Source organism: Pseudomonas sp. RC2C2 (genome assembly GCF_018390435.1).
Taxonomy (GTDB): Bacteria; Pseudomonadota; Gammaproteobacteria; order Pseudomonadales; family Pseudomonadaceae; genus Aquipseudomonas; species Aquipseudomonas donghuensis.
Genome location: NZ_JAHBAX010000001.1, coordinates 2,795,159 through 2,818,317, shown reverse-complemented (window position 1 = coordinate 2,818,317; position 23,159 = coordinate 2,795,159). Strand labels below are relative to the sequence as shown.

Annotated in this window: 22 protein-coding genes; 7 read left to right on the top strand and 15 right to left on the bottom strand. The window is 62.6% G+C overall.

What is annotated here, in order from left to right; genetic code table 11:
* Positions 1-137 precede the first annotated feature (137 nt).
* The 9 genes from hflC to KHO53_RS12965 all read right to left on the bottom strand — a co-directional run bounded on the left by hflC (position 138) and on the right by KHO53_RS12965 (position 9,555).
* Positions 138-1,007 (bottom strand): protease modulator HflC, encoded by an 870-nt coding sequence (hflC, locus tag KHO53_RS13005; protein ID WP_010221597.1) that lies wholly within the window; start codon positions 1,005-1,007, stop codon positions 138-140.
* Positions 1,007-2,170, bottom strand: a complete 1,164-nt coding sequence (gene hflK, locus KHO53_RS13000; RefSeq protein ID WP_010221596.1) for an FtsH protease activity modulator HflK — start codon at positions 2,168-2,170, stop codon at positions 1,007-1,009. The genes hflC and hflK overlap by 1 nt, the downstream gene beginning before the upstream one ends.
* Before the next feature lie 96 nt (positions 2,171-2,266).
* On the bottom strand, positions 2,267-3,568 hold the full coding sequence (gene hflX / locus KHO53_RS12995; RefSeq protein WP_010221595.1) for a ribosome rescue GTPase HflX: 1,302 nt from the start codon (positions 3,566-3,568) through the stop codon (positions 2,267-2,269).
* Between the two features lie 12 nt (positions 3,569-3,580).
* The gene (gene hfq / locus KHO53_RS12990; protein ID WP_010221594.1) at positions 3,581-3,841 is read right to left on the bottom strand and encodes an RNA chaperone Hfq; all 261 of its coding nucleotides are present in this window, start codon (positions 3,839-3,841) and stop codon (positions 3,581-3,583) included.
* A 96-nt stretch (positions 3,842-3,937) separates the two neighbouring features.
* Positions 3,938-4,909: a tRNA (adenosine(37)-N6)-dimethylallyltransferase MiaA gene (miaA, locus tag KHO53_RS12985; protein ID WP_010221593.1), complete on the bottom strand. Its 972-nt coding sequence runs from the start codon at positions 4,907-4,909 to the stop codon at positions 3,938-3,940.
* 1 nt (position 4,910) lies between these two features.
* The gene (gene mutL / locus KHO53_RS12980) at positions 4,911-6,812 is read right to left on the bottom strand and encodes a DNA mismatch repair endonuclease MutL (RefSeq protein WP_010221592.1); all 1,902 of its coding nucleotides are present in this window, start codon (positions 6,810-6,812) and stop codon (positions 4,911-4,913) included.
* Positions 6,809-8,233, bottom strand: coding sequence for an N-acetylmuramoyl-L-alanine amidase (locus KHO53_RS12975; protein ID WP_198421649.1), 1,425 nt, complete (start codon positions 8,231-8,233; stop codon positions 6,809-6,811). Before KHO53_RS12975 ends, mutL begins: the two co-directional genes overlap by 4 nt.
* A 3-nt stretch (positions 8,234-8,236) precedes the next feature.
* Complete coding sequence (gene tsaE / locus KHO53_RS12970; RefSeq protein WP_010221590.1) at positions 8,237-8,707, bottom strand: tRNA (adenosine(37)-N6)-threonylcarbamoyltransferase complex ATPase subunit type 1 TsaE; 471 nt, start codon at positions 8,705-8,707, stop codon at positions 8,237-8,239.
* A complete protein-coding gene (locus KHO53_RS12965; RefSeq protein ID WP_010221589.1) occupies positions 8,695-9,555 on the bottom strand; it encodes an NAD(P)H-hydrate dehydratase in 861 nt (286 codons plus the stop codon). Before KHO53_RS12965 ends, tsaE begins: the two co-directional genes overlap by 13 nt.
* A 62-nt stretch (positions 9,556-9,617) precedes the next feature.
* On the opposite strand from KHO53_RS12965, the gene queG reads away from it, so the two are divergent.
* Entirely contained in the window at positions 9,618-10,691 is a 1,074-nt protein-coding gene (gene queG / locus KHO53_RS12960) for a tRNA epoxyqueuosine(34) reductase QueG (protein WP_036995501.1), read from the top strand.
* Positions 10,692-10,814: 123 nt separating this feature from the next.
* Here queG and KHO53_RS12955 read toward each other — a convergent pair whose 3' ends face one another.
* Both KHO53_RS12955 and orn read right to left on the bottom strand, forming a co-directional pair.
* Positions 10,815-11,426 (bottom strand): trimeric intracellular cation channel family protein, encoded by a 612-nt coding sequence (locus KHO53_RS12955; RefSeq protein WP_010221587.1) that lies wholly within the window; start codon positions 11,424-11,426, stop codon positions 10,815-10,817.
* 100 nt (positions 11,427-11,526) lie between these two features.
* The gene (gene orn / locus KHO53_RS12950) at positions 11,527-12,069 is read right to left on the bottom strand and encodes an oligoribonuclease (protein ID WP_036995500.1); all 543 of its coding nucleotides are present in this window, start codon (positions 12,067-12,069) and stop codon (positions 11,527-11,529) included.
* Positions 12,070-12,160: 91 nt separating this feature from the next.
* Between orn and rsgA the strand changes: the two genes are divergently transcribed.
* Both rsgA and KHO53_RS12940 read left to right on the top strand, forming a co-directional pair.
* A complete protein-coding gene (gene rsgA / locus KHO53_RS12945) occupies positions 12,161-13,192 on the top strand; it encodes a small ribosomal subunit biogenesis GTPase RsgA (RefSeq protein ID WP_213570370.1) in 1,032 nt (343 codons plus the stop codon).
* Between the two features lie 257 nt (positions 13,193-13,449).
* Complete coding sequence (locus KHO53_RS12940) at positions 13,450-13,932, top strand: TIR domain-containing protein (protein WP_010221584.1); 483 nt, start codon at positions 13,450-13,452, stop codon at positions 13,930-13,932.
* A 62-nt stretch (positions 13,933-13,994) separates the two neighbouring features.
* Here the strand turns inward: KHO53_RS12940 and motB are convergent, their stop codons facing one another.
* The gene (motB, locus tag KHO53_RS12935; protein WP_100782896.1) at positions 13,995-15,017 is read right to left on the bottom strand and encodes a flagellar motor protein MotB; all 1,023 of its coding nucleotides are present in this window, start codon (positions 15,015-15,017) and stop codon (positions 13,995-13,997) included.
* A gap of 3 nt (positions 15,018-15,020) precedes the next feature.
* Positions 15,021-15,872, bottom strand: coding sequence for a flagellar motor stator protein MotA (gene motA, locus KHO53_RS12930; protein WP_010221582.1), 852 nt, complete (start codon positions 15,870-15,872; stop codon positions 15,021-15,023).
* A gap of 131 nt (positions 15,873-16,003) precedes the next feature.
* Here motA and KHO53_RS12925 point away from each other — a divergent pair, with 131 nt between their 5' ends.
* Genes KHO53_RS12925 through asd form a run of 3 tightly spaced genes read left to right on the top strand, consistent with a single transcriptional unit; the run spans position 16,004 to position 19,268 of the window.
* Positions 16,004-17,539 carry an HDOD domain-containing protein gene (locus KHO53_RS12925; RefSeq protein ID WP_213570369.1) on the top strand — a complete coding sequence of 512 codons (1,536 nt, stop codon included), beginning with the start codon at positions 16,004-16,006 and terminating at the stop codon, positions 17,537-17,539.
* Between the two features lie 46 nt (positions 17,540-17,585).
* Positions 17,586-18,395, top strand: coding sequence for a rhodanese-like domain-containing protein (locus tag KHO53_RS12920; RefSeq protein WP_010221580.1), 810 nt, complete (start codon positions 17,586-17,588; stop codon positions 18,393-18,395).
* A 9-nt stretch (positions 18,396-18,404) separates the two neighbouring features.
* The gene (asd, locus tag KHO53_RS12915; protein ID WP_010221579.1) at positions 18,405-19,268 is read left to right on the top strand and encodes an archaetidylserine decarboxylase; all 864 of its coding nucleotides are present in this window, start codon (positions 18,405-18,407) and stop codon (positions 19,266-19,268) included.
* A 111-nt stretch (positions 19,269-19,379) separates the two neighbouring features.
* Here asd and serB read toward each other — a convergent pair whose 3' ends face one another.
* On the bottom strand, positions 19,380-20,594 hold the full coding sequence (gene serB / locus KHO53_RS12910; protein WP_010221578.1) for a phosphoserine phosphatase SerB: 1,215 nt from the start codon (positions 20,592-20,594) through the stop codon (positions 19,380-19,382).
* Positions 20,595-20,729: 135 nt separating this feature from the next.
* Between serB and KHO53_RS12905 the strand changes: the two genes are divergently transcribed.
* Positions 20,730-22,232 (top strand): HAMP domain-containing protein, encoded by a 1,503-nt coding sequence (locus KHO53_RS12905; RefSeq protein ID WP_010221577.1) that lies wholly within the window; start codon positions 20,730-20,732, stop codon positions 22,230-22,232.
* 205 nt (positions 22,233-22,437) lie between these two features.
* Here KHO53_RS12905 and KHO53_RS12900 read toward each other — a convergent pair whose 3' ends face one another.
* On the bottom strand, positions 22,438-23,142 hold the full coding sequence (locus KHO53_RS12900; protein WP_026001219.1) for a PqiC family protein: 705 nt from the start codon (positions 23,140-23,142) through the stop codon (positions 22,438-22,440).
* Positions 23,143-23,159 lie beyond the last annotated feature (17 nt).

The following is a 23,159-nucleotide window of genomic DNA, read 5'->3' as shown; positions in this document are numbered from 1 at the left end:
GTAGACCCGAGCCGGGTTTGAACCGTTCGATCTTGCAGACGCAAAAAAGCCGGGAATTTCCCGGCTGCCGCATCATACACCCGTTTTCTCGCGGGATCACCCCGCCAGGCGTTTTAGCCGCCCGGCGGGGTAGATGCTTATGGCTTGGTCTTGCCCATAAAGCGGAAGAACTCGCTGCTCGGATCGAGCACCAGTACGTCGCTCTTGTCGGCAAAGCTCTCGCGGTAGGCCTTGAGGCTACGGTAGAACGCGTAGAACTCCTGGTCCTGACCGTAGGCCTTGGCGTAGATCGACGCTGCCTGGGCATCGCCATCACCGCGGGTCTCTTCCGATTCCCGGTAGGCTTCAGCCAGCAGTACCCGGCGCTGACGATCGGCGTCGGCACGGATGCCTTCGGCCAGCTCGTTACCCTTGGCGCGGTGCTCGCGGGCTTCACGCTCGCGCTCGGTGCTCATGCGCTCGAACACGCTGCGGTTGACTTCCTTGGGCAGGTCGATGGCCTTGACGCGAACGTCGACCACTTCGATACCCAGTTCCTTGCTGGCCATACGGTTCAGCGAGGCAGTGATGTCAGCCATCAGCGCGTCACGTTCACCGGAGACCACTTCGTGCAGGGTGCGTTTACCGAACTGGTCACGCAGGCCGCTTTCCAGACGGCGCGACAGACGTTCGTCGGCAATCTGCTTGAGGCCCGAGGTCGCGGTATAGAAGCGCTCGGCATCCTTGACCCGCCACTTGGCGTAGGCATCGACCATCACCGCTTTCTTTTCCAGGGTCAAGAAGCGCTGGGTCGGGGCGTCCAGGGTCATCAGGCGGGCGTCGAACTTGCGCACCTGGTTGACGTAAGGAACCTTCACATGCAGGCCAGGCTGGACATCAGCCTGGACCACACGACCAAATTGCAGGAGTACCGCACGCTCGGTCTGGGCCACGATGTAGAAGCTGTTCCAGGCCACGATCGCCAGCACCACGGCCACGATCAGGGCGATCAGCGATTTATTGCTCATCAGCGGCTCTCCCTAGTACGCAACTGTGTTTGCTGCTGTTGCAGTTCCGCCGCCGCACGGTTGGCCGCATCGGCATTGGCCGACGGCGCAACGGTGACCGGGGCAGAGCCGGAACGGCTGCCCTGCACCATCTTGTCGAGCGGCAGGTAGAGCAGGTTGCTCTGGCCGTCCTTGCCGGAAACCAGGACCTTGCTGGTGTTGCTGTAGACTTCCTGCATGGTGTCCAGGTACAGGCGCTGACGGGTCACTTCAGGGGCCTTGCGGTACTCGGCAACCAGCTTGGTGAAGCGGTCGGCCTCACCCTTGGCACGCGAGACGACTTCGTCGCGGTAACCGTTGGCGTCCTCGATGATCCGCTGGGCCTGACCACGGGCCTCCGGCACCACGCCATTAGCGTAGGACTCGGCCTGGTTGCGGGCACGCTGCTCGTCTTCACGGGCACGGATCACGTCGTCGAAGGCTTCCTGCACTTCACGCGGGGCTGCCGCGCTCTGTACGTTGACCTGGGTGACAGTGATACCGGTCCGGTAGGTATCGAGGAAACGCTGCAGGCGCTCCTTGATTTCCACGGCCATCTGCTCACGACCTTCGGTCAGCACCTTGTCCATCGCGGTGGAACCCACCACGTGACGCAAGGCACTGTCGGTCGCGTGCTGCAGGCTGATTTCAGGCTGATCGACGTTCAGCACGAAATCCTGCAGGTTGGTGATCTTGTACTGCACGGTCAGCGGCACCTCGACGATGTTCTCGTCTTCGGTCAGCATCTGCCCCTGCTTGGTATAGGCACGTTCGCGGGTAACGTTCTCCATGTACTTGCGATCGATCGGCGGGAAGTAGATGTTCAGGCCCGGCCCTACGGTTTCGTAGTATTTGCCGAAGCGCAGCACGACTGCCTGCTCCTGTTCGTCGACCACGTACACGGCGCTGTACAGCCAGATAGCTGCAAGCACGGCGAGACCGATGCCGAGCAGGCCGAAGCCACCGCCCTTGCCGACGCCGCCATCACCACCGCGTTTCTTGCCACTGCCGAACATGCCGTTCAGGCTGTCCTGCAGCTTGCGGAAGGCCTCGTCGAGATCCGGCGGCCCTTTCTTGTCGCCACCACGGCGCCCGCCCCACGGATCCTGATTGTTCGAGTTGCCACCCGGCTCATTCCAAGCCATAGCGCTCTCCATCTGATAAAGCAAAGACGCGCCCACGGCGCGCCGTCCAATGCTACAGAATGCCTGTCACGGCTGCCCGACCGCGTCGCCGGGCATTTATTGCAAAGTATGTTGCTCGATGAATTCCAGCGGCTGCAAACCTTCGCGGCTGACCAGGCGGTTCAACTCCACCCGCGGCAGTCGCACAGCCAGCAGGCTGCTGCCTTCATCGTCATGCTCTTCGCTCTGCACCGCGCCCAGTTCAAAGAACTGCGCACGCAACCGGGCAAAACGCTGTTCAAGGCGCAAGGTACCGACAAACAGGTCATCCCCCAGCAATTCGGCGACCGCCTGCCCCACCAGCTCCAGCCCCCGACCATCGCGGGCCGAGACCCAGACCCGTTGCGGCTTGCCATCGGCATCGCGCTGAATCTGCGGCTCGACACCTTCAAGCAGGTCGAGTTTGTTATAGACCTCGAGGATCGGCAAGCCTTCTGCACCGATCTCTCCCAATACCGCCATGACCTGCTCGATCTGCGCCATGCGCTCAGGCTCATGGGCGTCGATCACATGCAGCAGCAGGTCGGAGTTGCTCGACTCTTCGAGCGTAGCCCGAAATGCCTCGACCAGCTTGTGCGGAAGGTGACGAATGAAGCCCACGGTGTCGGCCAGCACGATCGGCCCGAGGTCGTCGAGCTCAAGCCGGCGCAGGGTCGGGTCGAGGGTCGCGAACAACTGGTCGGCGGCATAGACCTCGGACTGGGTCAGGGCGTTGAACAGGGTGGACTTGCCGGCGTTGGTGTAGCCGACCAGGGAAACCGAGGGGATATCCGCCCGTTTACGGCCACGGCGAGCTTGTTCACGCTGGCTGCGGACCTTCTCCAGGCGCGCCTTGATCTGGCGCAGGCGTACCCGCAGCAGGCGGCGGTCGGTTTCGAGCTGGGTTTCACCCGGGCCGCGCAGGCCGATACCGCCCTTTTGCCGCTCAAGGTGAGTCCAGCCACGCACCAGCCGCGTGCTCATGTGCTCGAGCTGGGCCAGTTCGACCTGCAGCTTGCCTTCATGGGTACGCGCCCGCTGGGCGAAGATATCGAGAATCAGACCGGTGCGGTCAAGCACGCGACACTCGAAGACTCGCTCGAGGTTACGTTCCTGACTGGGTGTGAGGGTGTGATTGAATATCACCAAATCTACCTGCTCGGCGTTGACCAGGTCGCGTAACTCTTCGACCTTGCCGCTGCCAATCAGGTATTTGGCGGTGGGCTGATGTCGCGCCACATTGGCGAACGCGACAATATCGGCCCCAGCCGACAGTGCCAGCTCCTGAAACTCCTGCGGATCTTCGCGCGCCTCAGGGTTCTGACCTTCCAAGTGAACGAGGACCGCCCGTTCACCACCACCGTGGCGCTCAAAGAACAAAGCAGACTCCTATCAGGCGTTACCTGGCTCAGCGTCGCCTTGCTCGGATTCGGTTGCGCTAGGCAGACGGATCGGACGCACAGGGACAACTGTCGAGATGGCGTGTTTGTAAACCATCTGGCTAACGGTGTTCTTCAGCAGAATCACGAACTGGTCGAAGGATTCGATCGTGCCTTGCAGCTTGATGCCGTTAACCAGATAGATCGAAACCCCAACTTTTTCTTTTCTCAAAGTATTCAAGTAAGGGTCTTGTAGCGAATGCCCTTTTGACATATGCCGCACTCCTGTAAGGATCAATAGTAAAAAAATCAAAGAAAAACTGATGGCTCAAGCCGCCCCACCCCAAGGATAGACGGCAATTGCAAGGACTCAGCTCAATATGGAGACCGATCCAAGGTATTTCAAGGTGCGAGACAGATTGTCGCAGGCCAGGCTGTCCAACCAGTGCAGGTCAGCCCAACTACGCAACCAGGTGAACTGCCGCTTCGCCAATTGGCGAGTGGCAATGATGCCGCGCTCCTGCATTTCAACTGAATTCAACTTGCCATCAAGGTGATCCCAGACCTGGCGATAACCAACCGCCCGTATAGACGGCAGCCCCGCGTGCAAGTCACTTCTGGCTCGCAGCAATCGGACCTCGTCAACGAAGCCCTGTTCCAGCATTTGCCCGAATCGTAGCGCAATCCGCTCGTGCAGTATGTGCCGATCGGTTGGGGCAATGGCCAGGCTGGCGACAGTATAGGGCAATTGTCCCGCTGCGGACGCGCCTGCGGCGCTACTTTCCGCGGATTGACGCTGGCGATGTGACGTCATCGTCAGGCCGCTGACCCGGTAGACCTCCAGCGCGCGGATCAGCCGCTGCGGGTCATTGGGGTGAATACGTGCCGCCGATTCCGGGTCGACCGCCGCCAACTGCTGGTGCAAGGCGTGCAAGCCGAGGCGCTGGGCCTCTTCTTCGAGCTCGGCACGCACCTGTGGGTCAGCCGCCGGCATGTCCGCCAGGCCTTCGAGCAAAGCCTTGTAATAAAGCATGGTGCCGCCGACCAGCAGGGGGATTTTGCCGCGCGCGGTGATATCGGCCATGGCCTCCAGCGCATCGCGACGAAAATCGGCGGCCGAATAGCTTTCAGCCGGGTCAAGGATGTCGATCAAGCGATGCGGATGGGCAGCCAGAATCTCTTTGGACGGCTTGGCAGTGCCAATGTCCATGCCACGGTAGACCAGCGCCGAGTCGACACTGATCAGCTCGCATGGCAGGACCTTGGTCAGCTCGATGGCAAGGTCGGTCTTGCCCGCCGCAGTCGGGCCCATGAGGAATATCGCTGGAGGTTTGCCACTCATGTCATCGACCGCGCAAAAACAGTTTGTCCAGATCGTCCAGGCCCATCTGGGTCCAGGTCGGCCGGCCATGGTTGCATTGACCGCTGCGCTCGGTGTTTTCCATGTCGCGCAGCAGGCCGTTCATTTCAGCGATGGCCAGGCGCCGGTTGGCGCGGATGGCGCCGTGGCAGGCCATGGTCCCGAGCAGCTCGTTCAGGTGCGCCTGAATACGGTCACTGGTGCCGTATTCCATCAGATCGGCCAGAACGTCCTGGACCAGGCGGTTGGCCTCGGCCTGCTTGAGCAGCGCCGGAATCTGCCGGATCGCCAGGCTTTCCGGGCCCAGGCGCTGCAGCTCGAAGCCCAGGCGCTGGAACCACTCGGCGTGCTCTTCGGCGCAATCGGCTTCGCGCTGGCTCAAGGCCAGGGACTCCGGCACCAACAGCGGCTGGCCGCTGAGGCCTTCGCTGGCCATGGCCACCTTGAGGCGTTCGTACATGATCCGTTCATGGGCGGCGTGCATGTCCACCAGCACCAGACCGACGGCGTTTTCGGCAAGAATATAAATGCCCTTGAGCTGGGCCAGGGCGTAGCCCAGCGGCGGGATGTCGCCCTGGCCTTCGGGCAAGGCCACCGGCGCAGCCTCGGCCAGCGGCGCAAAGAACTCCCGGTACACGCCCTGAGCTTCGGCTGCAGGCAATGCCTGGGTCGGTCGCGGCGTGTACTGGTATTGATAGCCTGCACCACTGCCATTGCTACCCACAGACGGACGCAGGCCTGGCTCGGCCATCGGCTGCTCAAGCAGGTTGGCAGCCAGGCGCATCTCGCCCTGGGGGCCGAACTCACCGGCCTGAATGCCGCTGGGGCGGATGATCTCGCTGGTGGCAGCGGGCGCGGCCAGCTGATCTTCCGGGCGCACATCGGCCAGGGCGCGATGCAGGGTGCCGTATAAAAAGTCGTGAACCATGCGCCCGTCACGGAAGCGCACTTCGTGCTTGGTCGGGTGCACGTTGACGTCGACACCGGTAGGGTCGACCTCGAAAAACAGCACGAAAGTCGGGTGCCGGCCATTGAACAGCACGTCACGGTAGGCCTGGCGCACGGCGTGGGCGACCAGTTTGTCGCGCACGGCACGACCATTGACGAAGAAGTACTGCAGGTCGGCCTGGCTGCGCGAGAAGGTCGGCAAACCGACCCAACCCCACAGGTGCAGGCCGTTGCGCTCAACCTCGATCGGCAGCGCCTGTTCTAGGAAGCCCGGGCCGCAGATGGCCGCTACACGGCGGGCGCGCGCGGTATCGTCATGGGCTTCGTGCAGGCTGAGGATGCTTTTGCCGTTATGGCGCAGGTGAAAACCCACGTCAAAACGCGCCAGCGCCAGGCGCCGGATCACTTCCTGCAGGTGATCGAATTCGGTTTTTTCGGTCTTGAGAAACTTGCGCCGGGCCGGGGTATTGAAGAACAGGTCGCGCACTTCCACCGAGGTACCGACCGGATGCGCTGCGGGCTGCACTCGCGGGGCCATGTCGCGGCCTTCGGTTTCCACCTGCCAGGCCTGTTCGGCATCGCGGGTACGCGAGGTCAGGGTCAGGCGGGCGACCGAGCTGATCGAGGCCAGGGCTTCACCACGAAAGCCCAGGCTCATGACCCGCTCAAGGTCTTCAAGGTCGCGAATCTTGCTGGTGGCGTGGCGGGCCAGGGCCAACGGCAGGTCATCGGCGGCAATACCAGCGCCGTCGTCGCGCACGCGCAGCAACTTGACGCCGCCCTGCTCGACTTCAACGTCGATACGCTTGGCGCCGGAGTCCAGGCTGTTTTCCAGCAACTCCTTGATCACCGATGCCGGGCGCTCGACCACCTCACCGGCGGCAATCTGGTTGGCCAGCCGCGGGCTGAGCAGCTCGATGCGGGCACTGCTGCTCATTGCTGGGCCGCCAGGGCGGTGGTCGGGATGTTCAGGTGCTGGCCGACTTTGAGCTCATCGGTTTTCAGGCTGTTGGCGCTGCGCAGGCTGGCAACGCTGACCTGATAACGCACGGCGATCATCGCCAGGGTCTCGCCCGGGCGCACCGAATGCTCGCGCGGGCCCTGGGCAATCTTGCCGCTGTCGCGCAGCCAGGCGACATAAGTGCCCGGCGGCGGGTTCTGCTGGAAGAACTGGCGCACGCCGCTGTGGATCGAACGCGCCAGGGATTGCTGGTGGCTCGGGGTAGCCAGCTTGGCCGCCTCGTTGGCGTTGGAGATAAAGCCGGTTTCCACCAGGATCGATGGGATGTCTGGCGATTTAAGCACCATGAAGCCGGCCTGTTCGACGCGCTGCTTGTGCAGCGGGGTGATCCGGCCCATGTTGCCCAGGACCTTCTGGCCGACGTTGAGGCTGGAGGAGAGCGAGGCGGTCATCGACAGGTCGAGCAGCACACCTGCAAGCATGCGGTCCTTGTCATCGAGGCTGACGTTGCCGGCACCACCGATCAGGTCGGAGCGGTTTTCGCTGTCGGCCAGCCAGCGCGCGGTTTCCGAAGTGGCACCGCGATCGGACAGCGCAAACACCGAGGCACCGAAGGCCGCCTTGGACGGCGCAGCGTCCGCGTGGATCGAAATGAACAGGTCGGCGCCCTTCTTGCGGGCAATCTCGGTGCGTTTACGCAGCGGGATGAAGTAGTCACCGGTACGGGTCAGCTCGGCGCGAAAGCCCTTCTCGGTGTTGATCTGGCGCTGCAGTTCCTTGGCAATGGCCAGGACGATGTCTTTTTCATGCTGGCCACGCGAACCGGAAGCCCCCGGGTCTTCACCGCCGTGACCGGCATCGATGGCAATGACAATGTCACGCTTGCCGTTGGGCACTGGAGGCAGCTTGATCGCCGGTTGCGCCGGGGTTACCGGCACAGCCGGCGTGGTCGCCACCGGCGGCGTTGGCGGTGGCGGCGCAGCATCGGCCTCCTGGTCGAACAGGTCGACCACCAGGCGGTTGCCGTACTGGGCATTGGGCGCCAGGATGAAGCTCTTGGGCGTCACCGATTTTTTCAGGTCGACCACTACGCGCAAGTCGGTCGGCGTACGCTGGGCCGAGCGCACGCTGGTAATCGGGGTATTGGAGGTGGACACCGACAACGGCGCAGCCAGGGTCGCGCCATTGATGTCGATCACCAGGCGATCCGGGGCGGTCAGGGTAAATACGCTGTGCTGCACAGGGCCCGAGAGGTCGAAGACCAGCCGTGTGTTATCCGGCGCTCGCCATAAACGCATACTTTTGACTTGCGTGACGGCCAGAGCGTCAACGGTCACTACCGTAAGCAGCAGTCCTACGACAGAAACCAGTGCGCGAATGCGCATACCTATCCCCATTTTCTATTTGAATTCCAAGGCCAGAGCGGCACACCAGGCTTCGCCACGTGCCCCCTGCGGCGACAGGTTGAGCGAACGACCGCCCGCCTGGGGGCTTATGGTAATGGTCAGGTCGGGCTTTGGCAAAATGCCCGCCCCTTTTTGGGGCCACTCGAACAGGCACAAGGCGTCATCTTCGAAGTAATCGCGGATGCCCAAGAACTCCAGTTCCTCCGGATCGACCAAGCGATACAGGTCGAAGTGGAACGCGCGAATGTCGCCAATCTCGTAAGGCTCAACCACTGTAAAGGTAGGACTCTTTACCGCCCCTTGGTGTCCGAGGCCGCGAATAATACCGCGCGACAGGGTGGTCTTGCCCGCTCCCAGGTCCCCTTCGAGAAAAATCACGCCGTGACCTTGAGTCACCTTGGCAATGCTATGGCCAACGTTGACCGTGGCCTGTTCATCGGCCAAAAACAGGGTTATGCCAAACACGCTGAATGCTCCTCCAATAACTGACGAATTGCCGGGACCATGTCGCTGGCCGCCAGGCCGCGGCCCTGCACGGCCAGGCGCTCGCCCGCACAGGCATGCAGCCAGACGCCCAGGCAGGCCGCGTCCCAGGCCGACATGCCCTGGGCGAGCAAGGCGCCGAGCACACCACTGAGCACATCCCCCAGGCCGGCACCCGCCATGGCCGGATGACCGCGCGAGCACAGCGCCAGTTGCCCCGCCGGGTCGGCTACCAGGGTGCCGGCGCCCTTCAGCACGCATATGACCGCGTATTTACGCGCGAGTTTGCGTGCCGCGCCGGGCCGGTCAGCCTGCACCGCCTCGGTCGATACACCCAGTAAACGAGCGGCCTCCCCCGGGTGCGGGGTGATGACGCTGCCTTTGGGCAATGGCAAAGGCTGGCGCGCCAGCAGGTTCAGGGCATCGGCGTCCCACACCTGCGGCGCCTGGCTGCTGGCCACCGCCGACAACAGGCTGCGGCCCCAGGCCGCCTGCCCAAGCCCCGGGCCGACCACCAGCACCGAAGCCCGCTCGATCGGCGTCATCAACTGGTTGGCCGAATGCACACCCAGGCTCATCACCTCGGGCAGACGGGCCATTGCTGCGGGCACATGCTCGGCACGCGTGACCAGCGACACCAGCCCGGCGCCGCAACGCAACGCCGCTTCGGCACTGAGCAGCACGGCACCACCCGTGCCGCGATCACCACCGACCACCAGCACATGGCCGAAGTCGCCCTTATGGGCGTCGGCAGGACGTGGCGCCAGGGGCGCAAGGGTGACGCTGGTGAGCCGATGTGGCTCGTTTGCGGGGTGTTTGGTCTGAGGCATGGGTCAAAGGCTCTGATGTCTGGCAGAATTATACGCACCTGAGTCCGTATTGCCTTATTCCCATGTCTGCTTCCGCCCCCGACCTACCCACGCTGGCCCAATCGATCAAGGATTGGGGCCGAGAGCTCGGCTTTGCCCATGTCGGCATCGCCGGGGTGGACCTGGGCGAGCACGAAAAACACCTGGAGCGCTGGCTTGAGGCCGGCTATCACGGCGAAATGGACTACATGGGCGCCCACGGCAGCAAGCGCTCGCACCCGGATGAGCTGGTGCCCGGCACCTTGCGCGTGGTGTCCCTGCGCATGGACTACCTGCCGGGTGATACGCGCATGGCCCAGCAACTGGCCCAACCGGAGAAAGCCTATATCTCCCGCTACGCCCTGGGCCGCGACTACCACAAGCTGGTACGCAAACGCGTGCAACACCTGGCCGAGCGCATCCAGAAAGAGATCGGCCCGTTTGGCTTTCGGGCGTTTGTCGACAGCGCCCCAGTGCTGGAAAAGGCCATCGCCGAGCAGGCCGGGCTGGGCTGGATCGGCAAGAACACCCTGCTGCTCAACCGCAAGGCCGGCAGTTACTTCTTTCTTGCCGAGCTGTTCGTCGATATGCCGCTGCCGGTCGATCCGCCACACGCCAGCGAACACTGCGGACGCTGCAGCGCCTGCCTGGACATCTGCCCGACCCAGGCCTTTGTCGGCCCCTATGTGCTGGATGCCAGGCGCTGTATCTCGTACCTGACCATCGAGCTGAAAAGCGCGATCCCCGAAGAGCTGCGACCGTTGATCGGTAATCGGGTATTCGGCTGCGACGACTGCCAGATTGTCTGCCCGTGGAACCGTTTTGCCCGCCCCAGCGGCGAGAGCGACTTCAAGCCCCGGCACAATCTCGATAGCGCCGGGCTTGCAGAGCTGTTCATGTGGGATGAGCAGACCTTCCTCGACAGCACCGAAGGCTCACCGCTGCGCCGTGCCGGTTATGAGCGCTGGTTACGCAACCTGGCGGTGGGGCTGGGCAATGCACCGTCGACTATCCAGGTGCTGGAGGCGCTCAAGGCGCGGCGGGAGTATCCGTCGGAGCTGGTGCGCGAGCATGTGGAGTGGGCGTTGGGGCAGCATGCCGAGCGGCAGGCTGGCTGAATCAGCGGCGCAGGCATCGCTGGCAAGCCAGCTCCCACAGGGGACCAGGCGGGTTGCATTATTGAGACCGGTCAGGGGCTATGTGGGAGCTGGCTTGCCAGCGATGAGGCCGGCACAAGCAAATCAATGCTCGTCGTTGTAATGAAACTTGGGCATTTCCCAATGAAACCGAATCGCCAGCAGCCGTAGCAGGAAACCGCCAAACAAGGTCAGCAGAATCGCCTGCTCACCCGGCACATTGAAGTACACGCACCCCAGATAGAACCAGGCCGCCGCGAACGACACACTGGCATACAGCTCTCGGCGGAAGATCAGCGGAATATCGTTACAAAAGATATCCCGAAGAATGCCGCCAAACACCCCGGTGATCACCCCGCTGATCGACGCCACCAGCATGCCCTGGCCCATTTCCAGCGCCGTCATGCAGCCGATCAGGGTGAAGGCCACCAGCCCCAGGGCATCGAGCACCAGGAACAGCGAGCGCAGGTGGCGCATCAGCGGTGCAATGAAGATGGTCATCAGCGCCGCGAAACTGGTCAACACCAGGTATTCCGGGTGCTTGACCCAGGTCAGCGGGTAATGCCCCAGCAGTACGTCGCGCACCGAGCCACCACCCAGCGCGGTGATGCAGGCGATCAGCACCACACCGAACCAGTCCATACCGCGACGGCCGGCCGACAGCGCGCCAGTCATGGCTTCAGCGGTGATAGCAACGAGGTAGAGCATCAACAACATGGCGCAGATCCGAGCAATGGGGCGCGCAGTCTAACCAGTTGCCACAGGCACCAAAAGGGGGCGCCGCACGGATTGTCTGTACAAGCCGACGGCGCTGCGATCAGAACTTGATGAAGTGCTCGCGATAGTGGCGCAATTCGTTGATCGACTCGCGGATATCGTCCAGCGCCAGGTGGGTACCGCCCTTCTTGAAGCTGTCGCGCACCTCAGGGGCCCAGCGTGCCGCCAGCTCCTTGAGGGTCGAGACGTCGAGGTTGCGGTAGTGGAAGTAGTTTTCCAGGTTGCGCATGTGGCGATAGAGGAACCGGCGATCCTGGCAGATGCTGTTGCCACAGATCGGGGATTTGCCTTTGGGTACCCACTGCTCCAGGAAAGCGATGGTCTGGGCCTCGGCTTCGGCCATGCTGACCGTGCTGTCCTTGACCCGCTGAGTCAGGCCGGAGGCGCCATGGGTGCGGGTGTTCCACTCATCCATGCGCGCCAGCACTGCATCACTGTGGTGAATGGCGATCACCGGGCCTTCGGCCAGGGTGTTGAGGTCGCTGTCGGTGACGATGGTGGCCATTTCGATAATGACGTCTTGATCCGGATCCAGACCGGTCATTTCCAGGTCGATCCAGATCAGGTTCTGTGGGTTCTGCATGATTCTGCTCCTCGGTAGGTGCGCAGTTTAGCCTAGTGGAGCGTGCTAAACTCCCCGCCGTTAAATATTGCCTCCCGAACACGGAACCTTCATGGCCAAACGCCAGCTCAATCGACGCCAGAACTGGCGCATCGAAAAAATCCAGGGTGAACGCGCTGCCCGCGCCGCCAAACGCGAACAACAGACCCTGAAGGAGCTCGAAGGCGGCGACCTCGGCCCGGAACAACTGGGCCTGGTTATCGCCCACTTTGGCGTGCAGGTCGAAGTCGAAGCCCAGGACGGCGACGTTGCCGGCCAGGTGTTCCGTTGCCACTTGCGCGCCAACCTGCCAGCGCTGGTCACCGGCGACAAGGTCGTGTGGCGGGCTGGCAACCAGGGCATCGGCGTGATCGTGGCACAGATGCCACGCCACACCGAGCTGTGCCGCCCGGACAGCCGCGGCCAGCTCAAGCCGGTGGCGGCCAACATCGACCTGATCGTGATCGTCTTCGCCCCGGCACCGGAACCCCATGCCAACCTGATCGACCGTTACCTGGTGGCGGCTGAACATGCCGGCATCCGGCCGTTGCTGCTGCTGAACAAGGCCGACCTGATCGACGAACAGAACGCGCCGGCGCTCAATGCGTTGCTGGCGGTGTACCGACAGCTGAGCTATCCCGTGCTGGAAGTGTCGGCCCATCAGGGCAATGGCATGGAGCAGCTGCAGGCGCAACTCGACGGCCACATCAGTGTGTTCGTCGGCCAGTCCGGGGTTGGCAAGTCATCGCTGGTCAACAGCCTGCTGCCCGATGTGCAGACCCGCGTCGGCGACCTGTCGGAATGGTCCGGCCAGGGCACCCACACCACCACCACCGCCCGCCTCTATCACTTCCCTGGCGGTGGCGAACTGATCGACTCCCCGGGTATCCGTGAATTCGGCCTGGGCCACGTCAGCCGCGCCGATGTCGAAGCCGGCTTCATCGAATTCACCGACCTGCTCGGCACCTGCCGCTTTCGCGACTGCAAGCACGATCGCGAACCCGGTTGCGCGTTGCTCAAGGCCCTCGAAGATGGCCGCGTGCAACAGCAGCGAATGAACAGCTACCGTTCGATCATCGCCAGCCTGCCGCAAGACAGCTACTGAGTACCCGAGGCTCGGAAACGGGCCTCAAACGGCTACAAAGTAGGACCTATATGTAGGGATTTTTACCCAAACAAGCAGGAAGCATCTTGTTTGTTGGTCGTACCTTGCTGTCCGAAAGACTTTCGCTGATTGTCACCTTTCAAGATTCGCCGCCATGAAGCGAATCGCCCCATGCCCTGCGTATGAAAGGAATCAACCATGACAATTCAGCCGTTACGCATCGATGCCACGCCCTCCAGCCTGGGAGGGCACCACTGATGCCAGTCTTTATCAGTTATCGCCACAGCCAACGCCTGGACGCCTTCATCATCAATGAACGGCTCAAGCTCGAAGGCATCAGTACCCAACTGGACCTGTTCGACAACGAGGCGCAGCAGACCACCGACGATATCAGCGGCATTATCCGGCGCAACATCAGCCAATGTACCCATCTGATCGCCGTGCTTGCCCCCGAGACCGCCGACGCCTGGTGGGTGCCCTTCCAACTGGGGGCGGCGACCCTGGTCAATCGCCGGGTTGCCTTCTACCAATGCGGCGAGGCCACCTTACCGGCCTATCTGGAGAAGTGGCCAACCATGTACAACCGCGAGCACATTGACCTGTACGTTCGCGCCTACCATGACGAGCAGACCTTCAAGCGCTCGATCGACAGTGAAGCCTGCGAGGCCAATGCCACCAACCGCTCCAACGCCGATTTCTTCCATGCCGACCTCAAGGCCAAGATCCGCCGCGGCTTCTAGTCCGTAGCGTAAAAAAACGCCCGTGGGCATCGCTGCGCACGGGCGTTTTTCTACAAACAGTATTACTGCTTGTTTTCGTCCATCTTCAACACGCCGTCCTCGAAGATGTTCAGCTTCTGCCGCAACTCCCGTGGCTGCATCGGCTCGGGCTCGGCCGCCGGGGCCTGCGCTTGCGGGGCAGCCGGTACCGGCGCTGCAGCACCGGGTTGCGCGGCATCAGGGGCAGCAGGCTGGGTCTGCTCGCCCTCGATGGTACGCTGGGCCTTCTTGGTCAGGACAATGATATCGATACGGCGGTTGACCGGGTTGAGCGGGTTCTGCCGGTCGAACAACGACGACGAGGCGTAACCCACTACCCGTGCCACCTGGGTATCCGGATAGCCACCGGCGACCAGCGCACGACGGGCCGCGTTGGCACGGTTGGCCGACAGCTCCCAGTTACCGAAGTCACCGGTACCGGCGTACGGCTTGGCATCGGTATGGCCGCTGATGCTGATCTTGTTCGGCACCGCCTTGATGGTGTCGGCCATGGCCAGCAGGATGTCTTCGAAGTACGGTTGCAAACGCGCGCTACCCAGGTCGAACATCGGCCGGTTCTCGGCGTCCATGATCTGGATGCGCAGGCCGTCCTGAGTGATTTCGAAGAGGATCTGGTCCTTGAACTTCTGCAGTTGCGGGTTTTCTTCGACCTTGTTCTGCAGCTCCTGCAACAGCAGTTCCAGGCGTTCGCGCTCAACCTGCTCGGCCATGCTCTCAACCTTGTCCTGGTCCAGTTGCAAGCTGGTGTCAGGGGTCGGCTCGGATTTCACTTCCGGGTTGATGGTTTTTTCCGGAGCGAGCTGGGGCGAACCACCGAGATCGATGATGTAGGGCGTACCGCTCTCGGAAAAACCGATCGGGTCTTTGAAGTAGCCGGCAATGGCAATCTTCTGCTCAGGCGTGGCCGTCGACAGCAGCCACAGCACCAGGAAGAACGCCATCATCGCCGTAGCGAAGTCGGCGAAGGCGATCTTCCAGGCGCCACCGTGGTGGCCGTCGCCAAAGCGCTTGATGCGCTTGACGATAATGGGCTGATTGTTCTCCATGGCTTAGCGACCGCGAACTGCTTGTTCCAGCTCGGCGAAGCTCGGGCGATGGGCCGGGAACAGCACCTTGCGCCCGAACTCCACGGCCAGCGATGGCGGCATGCCCGAGGCCGAAGCCACCAGCGAGGCCTTGATCGCCTCGTAGATGTTGAGCTCTTCCTTGGCGTCATGGCGCAAGGATGTGGCCAACGGGCCGAAGAAACCGTAGGCGGCGAGAATACCGAAGAAGGTACCCACCAGCGCTGCACCCACGTGCAGGCCGATGGACTTCTGGTCGCCATCGCCCAGCGAGGCCATGGTCACCACGATACCCAGAACCGCAGCGACGATACCGAAACCTGGCATGCCGTCGGCGATGCCGGTCACGGCATGGGACGGGTGCTCGAGTTCTTCCTTCATGCTCAGCAGTTCCATGTCGAACAGGCCCTCGAGCTCGTGCGGGGCCATGTTGCCAGTGGACATGATGCGCAGGTAATCACAGATGAACGCCGTCATGCGCTCATCCCCCAGGACTGCCGGGTACTTGGCGAAAATCGGGCTGGCAGCGGCGTCTTCGATATCGGCTTCGATCGCCATCATGCCTTCGCGACGGGATTTGTTGAGAATCTCGTAGACCAGGCCCAGCACCTCGATATAGAAAGTGTGGGTAAAACGCGTGCCAAACATCTTCAGCGACTTCTTGATTACATGCATGGTCATGTAACCAGGGTTGGCCTGAAGAAATGCACCAAAGGCAGCGCCACCGATGATCAGCACTTCGAAAGGCTGAATCAGGGCCGCAATCTTGCCGTGGGAAAGAACATATCCGCCGAGCACACTCGCGAATACGACGATGATGCCGATAATTTTAGCCATAGATAGGAAGCACTTACTGTCGTGGTCAGGGTCGTGAGCGGAAGTTAAAAAAACTCTTCTTCTACTTATCGGCAGAAGTGCGCCAGACTATAGTCAGTCAAGGCGAAAAGCCAGTTCGGCCTACCTCCAGCATGCCTATTGAAACCATCGTGCCAAGTCAAACACCAAAAACACTCGATGCCTGGGTCAAGCTCCTCGATAGCGTGCGCCTACCGGTGCCGCTGGCCAGTTTCGAGCGGGTAAAAGCCGCCATCGGCGACAGCCGCCGCTCATTGCGCGATATCGCCGAACTGATGCAGAACAGCCCGGCCCTGGTGCTCAGCGTGATGCGCGAGGCCAATCACCACAGCAGTACGGCCATGAGCGAGCCGGCCGAGAGCCTGGAAATCGCCCTCAACCGCCTGGGGCTTGCGCGTACCACAGAGCTGCTGGAACGCCTGCCGGCCGTGCCCGAGAGCGAGATTGCGCCCACCCTGCGCCAGTTGCAGATGGTCAGCCAGCACGCCAGCCAGCAGGCCAACGGCCTGTTCGCCAGCCGCCTGGCGCGTCTGTGGCAAGAAATCCACTGGGGTAGCCTGCTGTTCCTGGCGCCGCTGTGGCCGCTGGCGCTGACGCACCCCAAGCTCCTCGATGAATGGGAGCTGCGCGTGGTGCACAAAGGCGAGTCGGCCTCCCGAGTGGAAGAAGAGCTGTTTGGCGTACGGGTCATGAGCCTGTGCAAGGCCCTGGCCGAACACTGGCGCCTGCCGGACTGGGTAACCCGCGGTTACCATTTACTGCAGGAAGAACGCCGCCTGCTGGCCGAGGCGATCCTCATCGCCCGCGATCAGGACAGCCTGCACCAGCAACAACGCCTCGACGATCAGCCAAGCTTGCGCCGCTGGTTCAATCAGCCGGCCAATACCGTGCTACTGGCCAACGGCCTGGCCCTGGCCTCGCAGGCGGGCTGGACCAATGCACATGTGCAGCGCTGGCAGCTGCTCACCAGCCTTTACCTGCAAACGCCGTTGGACGATGTGCAACAACTGGTGCACCAACAGGCGGCGATCAGTGCCCGTCATCACGCCGGCCCCGGCCTGTTCCACCCGGCCGAGGCTCTGCTCTGGCCCTGGCAGCAACAACACCTGCACCAGGGCCAGATCGCTCCGCCAACGCCCTCGGCCCAGGCCCTGGGCACCTGGCGCAAGCTCTGCGGCGAGTTGCTCGCCGAGCCGAGCCCGTTCAGCAATGCCATCCACCTCACTACCCTGGCGCGCGATGCCCTGGTCGCCTGCGGCATGCAACGACTGATGCTGTTGATGACCGACAAGACCGTGAGCCAGTTGCGGGTTCACCAGACTGCCGGCATTCCCGGTGAAGCTGCCAACCTGGTGCTGCCTATCGAGCAAAGCAAACTGTTGCAGCGTTTGCTGAGCAAGTCGGCGCAACTGCGCCTGACCCCGGACAACCACGCCCAGTTCTCGGCCCTGCTGCCGGCCAGCCTGCGTGCGCTGTTTCGCAGCGAACATGTGTTGCTGCGCTCGCTATCGAGCAATGGCCGGGTGGTGATGCTGCTGGTCGCCGACCAGGGCGGCAAGCCATTGGCCGACGTCAGCGTGCAAGCCTTCGGCAAAACCGCGCAATGCATCGAGCGGGCCCTGACCGCCTTCAGCAACCGCAGCGCCTGAGCCATGCGCTACAATCGCCCCCTCTGTTCCGCTCTGGAGACTCTGGATGACTGACTTTTCTGGCTTGCCCCTGGTAATCGAGCCGGCTGATCTGCAAGCCCGGCTGGATGCGCCAGAGTTGATCCTGGTCGACCTGACCAGCCCCAACCGCTATGCCAGCGGGCATGTTCCCGGTGCGCGCTTCGTCGACCCGAAGCGCACGCAGCTGGGCCAGCCTCCCGCGCCAGGCCTGTTGCCGGCCAAGGCTGACCTGGAAAAACTGTTTGCCGAACTCGGCCATAACGCCAACGCGGTCTACGTCGTATATGACGAGGAAGGCGGCGGTTGGGCCGGGCGCTTCATCTGGCTGCTCGACGTCATCGGGCACAAGCGCTACCACTACCTCAACGGTGGCATCCAGGCCTGGCCGGCCAACAACCTTGCCACTGATGTGCCGCTCAACATCACCGGCACGGTCAGCCTGACCCTGCACGAAGAGCCAACGGCAACCCGCGAGTACCTGCAAAGCCGCCTCGGTGCCACCGACCTGGTGATCTGGGACGCGCGCAGCCCAGCCGAGTACCGTGGCGAGAAAGTCCTCGCGGCCAAGGGCGGGCATATCCCCGGCGCGGTCAATTTCGAATGGACCGCCGGCATGGACATGAACGATCACCTGCGTATCCGCAAGGACATGCCCGAAATCCTCGCGCAGCTGGGCATCAGCAAAGACAAGGAAGTGGTCACCCACTGCCAGACTCATCACCGTTCCGGCTTTACCTACCTGGTGGCCAAGCATCTGGGCTACCCTCGGGTCAAAGCCTACGCCGGATCCTGGGGCGAATGGGGCAACCACCCCGACACCCCTGTCGAAGTTTAAGGAAACCTAATGAAATCCCGCTTGTTCATCATCAGTCAGTACCTGCTGCCTCATCACCTGCTTTCGCGCCTGGCCGGCTGCATCGCCGAATGCCGCGTGCGCTGGTTCAAGAACGCCTTCACCAGCTGGTTCGCCAAGCGCTACCAGGTGGACATGTCCCAGGCCCTGGTCGAAGACGTCACCGCCTACGAGCACTTCAACGCCTTCTTTACCCGCGCCCTCAAGCCAGGTGCGCGTCCGCTGGATGAAACCCCGGGGGCGATCCTCTGCCCGGCCGACGGTGCCGTCAGCCAGCTCGGCCCGATCGAGCATGGGCGTATCTTCCAGGCCAAGGGCCACAGTTTCAGCGCCCTGGAGCTGCTGGGTGGCGATCCGGCCAACGCCGCGCCGTTCATGGGTGGCCAGTTCGCCACCATCTACCTGTCGCCCAAGGACTACCACCGCGTGCACATGCCGCTGGCCGGCACCCTGCGCGAGATGATCTACGTACCGGGCCGGTTGTTCTCGGTCAACCAGACCACTGCCGAAAACGTTCCGGAACTGTTCGCCCGCAACGAGCGCGTCGTCTGCCTGTTCGACACCGAACGCGGGCCGATGGCCGTGGTACTGGTGGGTGCGATGATCGTCGCCTCGATCGAAACCGTCTGGGCCGGCCTGGTGACGCCACCCAAGCGTGAACTGAAAACCGTGCGCTACGACGAAGCCAGCCGTGCGCCGATCCACCTGGAGAAAGGCGCCGAGCTGGGCCGTTTCAAGCTGGGTTCGACAGCCGTGGTACTGTTCGGGCCAGAGCAAGTGAAATGGGCCGAAGAGCTCGGCGCAGGCTCTGCGGTAAGCATGGGCCAGCGCCTGGCACTGCCGGAGCAAGCCTGAAAATAAAAAAGCCCGCAGCGATGCGGGCTTTTTTGTACCTGGCTTTCGGATCCTGCGCAAAACCCTGTGGGAGCTGGCTTGCCAGCGATGGGCCGCACAGCGACCCCGCCATCACGCGCGACCGTCGCGATCCCGGAAACCCAACAGGTACAGCACACCATCCAGGCCCAGGGTCGAGATCGCCTGCTTGGCCGATTGTTTGACCAATGGCTTGGCGCGGAAGGCCACACCCAGGCCAGCAATCGCCAGCATCGGCAGATCGTTGGCGCCGTCACCGACCGCAATGGTCTGCTCCATCTGCAGGCCTTCCTTGCGCGCCAGCTCGCCAAGCAGGTCGGCCTTGCGCTGGGCATCGACGATCGGCTCGACAGCCACGCCGGTCACCTTGCCATCGACCACTTCCAGCTCGTTGGCGAACACATAATCGATGCCCAGCTTGGCTTGCAGCTGCTTGGCGAAGTAGGTGAAGCCGCCAGAGAGAATGGCGGTCTTGTAGCCCAGGCGCTTGAGTTCGGCAAAGAGCGTCTCGGCGCCTTCGGTCAGGCGTAGCGAAGCACCGATCTGGTCCAGCACGCCAACGTCCAGGCCCTTGAGCAGCGCCAGGCGCTCCTTGAAGCTGGCACGGAAATCCAGTTCGCCGCGCATGGCCCGCTCGGTGATTTCTGCAACCTGCTCGCCTACACCCGCCGCCTTGGCCAGCTCGTCGATCACTTCGGCTTCGATCAGCGTCGAGTCCATGTCGAACACTGCCAGGCGGCGGTTGCGACGGAACAGCGAATCCTGCTGGAAGGCGATGTCAACGTTCAGCTCCTGGGCGACGCTGAGGAACTCGGCGCGCAGGGCCTGTGGATCAGCCGGTTCGCCACGTACCGAGAACTCGATGCAGCCCTTGCCCTGCTCAACCGGAGTGTCCAGCGCCACACGACCGGACAGGCGATCGATATGGTCGATGTTCAACCCGTACTTGGCGGTGATCGAGCTGACGCGCTGCAACTGCTCGGCAGTCACCTTGCGGGTCAGCAGGGTGACGATATGCCGGGCCTTGCCCTGGCCTTCGACCCAGTTCTGGTAGTCGGCTTCGGAAACCGGAGTAAAACGCACCTGCTGGTCGAGTTCGTAGCCCGCAAACAGGATGTTCTTGAGCACCGATGAAGCCTTCTCGGTATCCGGAATTTCCACCAGGATGCCAAAGGACAGGGTGTCGTGAATCACCGCCTGACCGATGTCGAGGATGTTCACCCCACCCTGGGCCAGGACGCCGGTGATGGCCGCAGTAAGACCCGGGCGGTCCTCACCAGTGATGTTAATCAGAACGATTTCGCGCAAGACGGGCTCCGACTCGTTGAAAAAAAGCGCATTCTACCGATTTTCGCTGACCATCGGGCGCAGTCGATACTTTGCCCGCCCCTGAGCCCTCGCTATACTGCGCAGCAACTTCTCCGACATAAAGAGCCGCGCTCTGTGAACCGGCCCACGCCCGTTAAGACCGACAACTTCTTCCTGCTGATCTTCCACGCCCTGCGCCAACGCCGAATACCGCTGGCGCTGCGTATCGCCTGCCATAACGTGTTCCTGGTGGCACTGGCGCTGGTGATCTACGCCTGCGTGATGGGCCTGCAGTTCAAGGAAGCCATGCATGAGCAGGCCGATGCCCTGGGGCAGAGCCTGACCACCCAAACCGCGACCTCGGCCACCGAGCTGCTGGTGTCCAACGACATCCTCAGCCTCAATGTGCTGCTCGGCAATCTGGTGAAGAACCCGTTGGTGGCCCATGCGGCGATCTACAGCGTCGACAACCGGATCCTTGCAGAAGCCGGCCAGCGCCCGAAAAACGGCCTGCTGGGCGAGGCCGAGGGCCTGTACCAGACCAAGATCACCTTCCAGGACGTGACCGCCGGGCAACTGCGCATCAGCCTGGACATGAGCCAGTTCCAGCAGCCGCTGACCATCAGCCTGCAGAGCATGGGCATTCTTGCCGGCATCCTGCTGGCCCTGGCACTGGCCATGAGCCTGCGCCTGGGTCGCTACATCTCCACCCCGCTGCTGCAATTGCGGGTCTGGCTGCGCGACATCAACGAGTTCACCCCGGCCATCGAGCGCCAGGATGAAATCGGCGACCTGGCGCGCCAGCTGCACACCCGCCTGGCACCGCCGCCACGGGAAGTCGAGCCGGAAGAAGAAGCCGAAGAATCCTTCGACGAGGATGAGCCGGAATTCGAAGTGCGCAACCTGCGCGACCCAAGCTTCGACGAGCAACCTGCCGTGGCCAGGGCCGCCAAACCGGTAAAACCTGCGGCAGATGACGACAGCGATGATGCCTTCGCCGACCTGCTCGACGAAGACCACAGCCCCGCCCCTGTTCCGGCTGCCCCGATCAACCGTGAGCCACAGGCCAGCGCCGTTCTGGCGGTGCAACTGGGCTCCCAGGAACAACTGCGACGGCTGCCGCGCACGCGCCTTACCGAACTGCTTGAGCGCTACCGCGACTGCCTCGACCAGGCTGCCTCGCTGTATGAAAGCGAAGTGCACACCCTTAACGACGGCAGCACCCTGCTGTTGTTCCACAGCCAGGACAGTGGCGAGGACTACCTCACCAACGCCATCTGCTGTGGCGAGCTGCTGCGTGCCCTGGGCCATGCCCTGCAGATCGAAGTGGCCGACAGCGGCATCACCCTGCAATTGCAGTTGGGCCTGGCCCTGGGTGAAGACCTGCACGGCCTGAGCCAGATCGACCTGTTGCTGACTGAAAAGGCCCAGGATGCCCTGGCCCTGTCGCAGCACAGCCGCAACCTGCTACTGGTCGAGCGCAAGATCAGCGACGACGCCCTGGTGCGCCAGCGCGCCCGCATCCGCCCGATCGCCAGCCCCGAGGGTGCCTGCTGCGTCGAGCGCTTGATGGAGCCGTACCCGTCGATGCTGGAACGGCAATTGGCGCGGATGCATGAGCGCCGGGTCAAGAGCTGAGCCCCTGCTAGACCTAAAAGCCCGCAGTGATGCGGGCTTTTTTGTTGCTGACCTGTGGGAGCTGGCTTGCCAGCGATGAGGACAGACCGGTGCTGGCTGACTTACGACCGCTTCACGGCCGATCGCTGGCAAGCCAGCTTCCACAGACAGGATGAGCGCCCACAAAAAAGCCCGCATCGCTGCGGGCTTTTTGTAGGCACTCGACTCAGAAGCGGAACACTTCCAGATCAGTACGAATCGGTGTCGCCAACGGAATTTTCGGCTTCTCCGGCTCTTTGCGCACCTGAACCGGTGCCGCCTTTTTCGGTTGTTCTTCAACCACCACAGGCTGATTGGCCAGCGGCTTCAAGGCAATACTCAACTGTTCTGCGAGCTTTTGCAGCAACTGGCCCTGGGCCTGGACCTGAGCGGCCGAGCTACCCTGGTGCTGTTGCTCCAGGTGCACGATGCGGTTGTCACGGACCTGGCCACGGCGATCCAGCAGGCGCCACTGGGCGTCGAGGATCGCTGGCTGGTTGGTACCGGAGTCCAGGCGGGTAATCGACAGCAGAACCTGTACATCCGGGGTGAAACCGGTGCTGGCCGGGGCCAGGACCACCCGCTGGCTGTCCAGACGCCAGGCCAGTTGACGGACCAGCAACTGGTCGATATCGGCCGACAGGCTACCGGCCCAACGGCCATCGGTGGCTGCGGTCAGGCTGCCATCGGCCTGGCGCTGCAGCAGGGTCTCGCGTTGCAGGTAGTCGGCAACCGATACAGGGCCGAGCACCACTGCCATGCCAGCGCTTTGCTTGGGTTGGCCAGGCTCACCGCTGTCGAGCTGATACAGGGATACCGGTTGGTGCATGCTGCAACCGGCCAATCCGAGCACGCCACACAGCAGAACCAACGGAAGGCGCAGAAATTTCATCATCCCATCCAGGCGGT